The following is a 3,933-nucleotide window of genomic DNA, read 5'->3' on the forward strand; positions in this document are numbered from 1 at the left end:
AATTCATAGCCACCCTTGGGGGCAAGTGCAACTGATCAGCGGTGGGATTCTGGAGATGGATGCAGAAGACACAAGATTTCTAGCACCTCCACATCTTGCTATTTGGGTTCCCGCCGGAGTTCGTCACACTAGCTACAACCGTAAGCCAATCGAATATTGTTCTTTGAACATTGCCCCTGAATTGACGGCGCATTTTCCAACCAAAACCAGTTTAATCAAAGTCACCCCCATCGTTTCTGCCATCATTGAGGACTTTCGTCAGCGTGACATTAACGTCGCGCAGAGCGATGAAGACAAACGCTTGGTGCGAGTGTTGTTGGATCAACTGGCGAAACAAGAAGTGGAACATCACTTTTTACCGACAACCGACAACAAATATCTTCAGCCAATCTTAAAAGCAGTAGAAGAATCGCCAACCGATGAAATTAGTTTGGCGGAGTGGGCGGCAAAAGTGCATACTACAGAACGCACGTTAGCGAGACATTGCCAGAGTGAATTAGGAATGAGCTTTACTGAGTGGCGCTTACGTGTGCGATATTTACATTCTATGGAGTTGCTGCGTAAAGGGCAGACCGTAAAAGAAGTCGCTCTGACGTTAGGTTATAACCAAGCCAGCCCTTTTATCGCGATGTTCAAGAAATACTCCGGCATGACACCGGAGCAATACAAGAATCGATTGTTATAGCTGAGCGATTATGTAATTTAAACCACCCACCACGGCTGCAACCTGTGCATCGTTACATTCTTCGTCGGTCACTGTTGGGCTGTCTGGGTACACTTCCGTTGTCGTGCCGTAAACGCAATTTGTTACGCCGCCACACAGGCCCAGTTTTACCATTGGGTAGTTGATAACGCCAAACTGTACGACGGGTGAACCAATGATTTCGCCGTTTTCATCTGCTGGTGCAATGTGAGTCACTTTTGCAACTGACTCAATGACCGCTTTTTGGAAGTCAGGCTGAGGGTTTTCACTATCTCCCACCGTGTAAAAGCCATCTGGGATCATACCTTCAATGTACTCAATACCATCACGAGCAGCTAAGGCTGGACGGAACTCAGTTTCGTCAGAATCTGTCGTTTCATGTAGATCAATGTGCATTAACACATCGCCTAAAGTTGCAACGAGCTTTATGAGGTTAGCGGACTCTTCGGCAGGGCTATACTTATAGAAAGAGCGGTTTGGATCAATCGCGTTTGGATTCCAGCGGTTGATCACCTCGTAACCCCAAGGGCTTACGCAGGGTGCAACGACAATATTGAAATGCTCTGCATAGCGCTCTGCTTCTGTTTCTACAAACTTTAATGCGCCATGTACACCGCTGGTTTCGTAACCGTGCACGCCGCCTGTGACCAACACAACAGGCTTAGTTGAATCCCAATTGCGTGTTTTGATACAAAACAGAGGGAAGCGTGCCTCGTTGTATGAGAGCGCACCATATTGTTCAACATCAAAACGCTCGCGTAGGGCATCGATTTTACTGACGACTTCATCTTGGTAGCTACGTTTTACTTCTTGCGTTGCTAACCAAGCTTTACGTTCTTCTTCGTTCCAAGGTTGGCCAGGAGTACCGATCGGGTAAATGTATCCACTTTTCATCTATACTTTTTCTTTTGACTGCTGAAAGGTATCACAAGACTAGACCTGTCTTATCTTTACAGCAATATAAAACACCATTTGGTGTGGTATTCTTTGCAAAATCATCACTTTGATGAGTGATTCATTGGTGTTACATTTTGTTACTTACTCAATTTCATATAAGAGACAAAAAATGGCTGGAGCAAGTTTACTCACACTGTTGGACGATATTGCCACGGTGCTTGATGATGTCGCCTTAATGTCAAAAATGGCGGCAAAGAAAACCGCAGGTGTATTGGGAGATGATCTAGCGTTAAACGCTCAACAAGTGTCTGGTGTTGCATCTGAGCGAGAGATTCCAGTGGTTTGGGCGGTTGCAAAAGGCTCATTCAAAAATAAATTGATTTTAGTTCCTTCAGCTTTACTTATTAGCGCGATTATTCCATGGCTTATTATGCCATTATTGCTAATTGGCGGCTTATTTCTCTGCTTTGAAGGGGCAGAGAAAGTACTTGAGAAAGTGTTTCCTCACTCGCATCCGCACGAAGAAGAAGATGAGCTAGTTAATACTGGCGAGTCGATAGAAGAGTATGAAAAGCGTAAAGTTTCTGGTGCGATTCGGACAGACTTTATCCTTTCAGCAGAAATCATCGTGATTGCGTTAGGTACCGTGACAGGAGCCAGTCTTGTTACGCAAATTTTAGTTGTCAGTTTAATTGCAGTGATTATGACGGTTGGAGTTTATGGACTAGTCGCTGGGATTGTGAAGCTAGATGATTTAGGCCTTTACCTTGAAAGTCGCTCAAACGGTAAAGGTTGGGTGGCGAAAGTCGGAGAGGCCTTGGTCGCTTTTGCACCAAAGTTGATGAAGTTGTTAACCATTGTAGGAACTGCTGCGATGTTTTTGGTGGGTGGAGGAATTGTGGTGCACAACGTGCCAGCCATTCATCACTTTGTAGAGCCGATTATTATGAACTTTAGTGGTCATTCGGTTGCTACAGCCATTTTGCCTATTTTATTGAACGGTATTATCGGCTTTGTGGCGGGGTTGGTTGTGGTTGCGGTATGGACGATGGTTGAAAAGCTTCGTGGTCAATAATCACATCTAAAACATGAGACGATAGTAACAAGGGTCATGACTTCTTTTTACAAAAAGCATGACCCTGTTTTATAGGTGAAACGTCAGTAAAGTACTTACTTCACTTTCCACTCGATCTGTTCATTTGCTCGAATAGGCACAACGATATCATTGCCAAATGGCATCGTTTCTGGCACATCCCAAGCGGATTTTTCTAACGTTACCGTATCTGTGTTACGTGCAATGCCGTAAAAATCAGGACCGTTGAAGCTTGCGAAAGCTTCCAAGTTTTCCAACTTGCCTTCTTTTTCGAAGACTTCTGCATAAAGCTCTAGCGCTGCGTGTGCAGTGTAAGAACCAGCACAACCGCAAGCCGATTCTTTTGCCCCTTTCGCATGTGGCGCTGAGTCTGTACCTAGGAAAAACTTCTTGCTACCACTAGTTGCTGCTTCGATCAGCGCTTGCTGGTGGGTTCCGCGCTTAAGAATTGGCAAACAGTAGAAATGAGGTTTAATACCACCCACAAGCATGTGGTTACGGTTGAAAAGAAGGTGGTGGGCAGTGATGGTAGCCGCTACGTTGTCTGAGGCGTTGCTAACGAAGTTTGCTGCGTCGGCGGTGGTGATATGTTCTAGAACGATTTTAAGATTAGGGAAGTCATTGACGATAGGAGCGAGGACGGTATCAAGGAATTCTTTTTCTCGGTCGAATATATCAATATCGTGATGTGTTACCTCCCCATGAACCAAAAGTAACATTCCTACTTCTTCCATTGCTTCTAAAACGTGATAAATGTTTTTCGCATTGGTCACACCGGAATCTGAGTTTGTGGTAGCGCCTGCAGGATAAAGCTTGGCAGCAACAATGTTTCCGGTGGCTTTAGCCTTACGTACTTCGTCTGGTGTCGTGTTATCTGTAAGGTAAAGCGCCATTAAAGGCTCAAACTGCTCGCCATGTTGCTCTTTGAGAATTCGGTCACGGTAGGCTAGGGCGAGCTCAGTTGTAGTAACAGGTGGGACGGTATTTGGCATAATCAGCGCACGGCCATTGTAGCGGCTGATGTCGCGAACGGTGTCTTTAAGAACTTCACCATCGCGTAAGTGAACGTGCCAGTCGTCAGGACGAGTGATAGTCAGTGTTGTCATTAATTGCTCCCACCATTGAAAAGTTGTCTGATTGGAGCCTAAGCGCCGTATTTGCTTTTGAGCAAACGCTTGCGCTTAGGCGACAGGATGATAGAGGAATTGCCCTCATATTTCATCCCATTTTTCAATTTTAT

Annotated in this window: 4 protein-coding genes; 2 read left to right on the forward strand and 2 right to left on the reverse strand. The window is 45.2% G+C overall.

The genetic code is table 11. The annotated features are described in order from the left end of the window. Nucleotides 1-685, forward strand: a 685-nt coding sequence (locus CAG68_RS18980) for a helix-turn-helix domain-containing protein (RefSeq protein ID WP_202600005.1), incomplete at its 5' end; no start/stop codon positions are given. Here CAG68_RS18980 and CAG68_RS18985 read toward each other — a convergent pair. Continuing rightward, nucleotides 680-1,597 (reverse strand): M14 family metallopeptidase, encoded by a 918-nt coding sequence (locus CAG68_RS18985; RefSeq protein WP_054728741.1) that lies wholly within the window; start codon nucleotides 1,595-1,597, stop codon nucleotides 680-682. The two genes, CAG68_RS18980 and CAG68_RS18985, sit on opposite strands and share 6 nt — an antisense overlap. 172 nt (nucleotides 1,598-1,769) lie before the next feature. Between CAG68_RS18985 and CAG68_RS18990 the strand changes: the two genes are divergently transcribed. Continuing rightward, the gene (locus CAG68_RS18990) at nucleotides 1,770-2,675 is read left to right on the forward strand and encodes a DUF808 domain-containing protein (RefSeq protein ID WP_054728746.1); all 906 of its coding nucleotides are present in this window, start codon (nucleotides 1,770-1,772) and stop codon (nucleotides 2,673-2,675) included. 95 nt (nucleotides 2,676-2,770) lie between these two features. Here CAG68_RS18990 and pyrC read toward each other — a convergent pair whose 3' ends face one another. After that, nucleotides 2,771-3,799, reverse strand: a complete 1,029-nt coding sequence (pyrC, locus tag CAG68_RS18995) for a dihydroorotase (RefSeq protein WP_053350086.1) — start codon at nucleotides 3,797-3,799, stop codon at nucleotides 2,771-2,773. Nucleotides 3,800-3,933: the final 134 nt, after the last annotated feature.

The organism is Vibrio sp. V42_P2S4T144, from assembly GCF_009904715.1.
Classification (GTDB): Bacteria; Pseudomonadota; Gammaproteobacteria; order Enterobacterales; family Vibrionaceae; genus Vibrio; species Vibrio alginolyticus.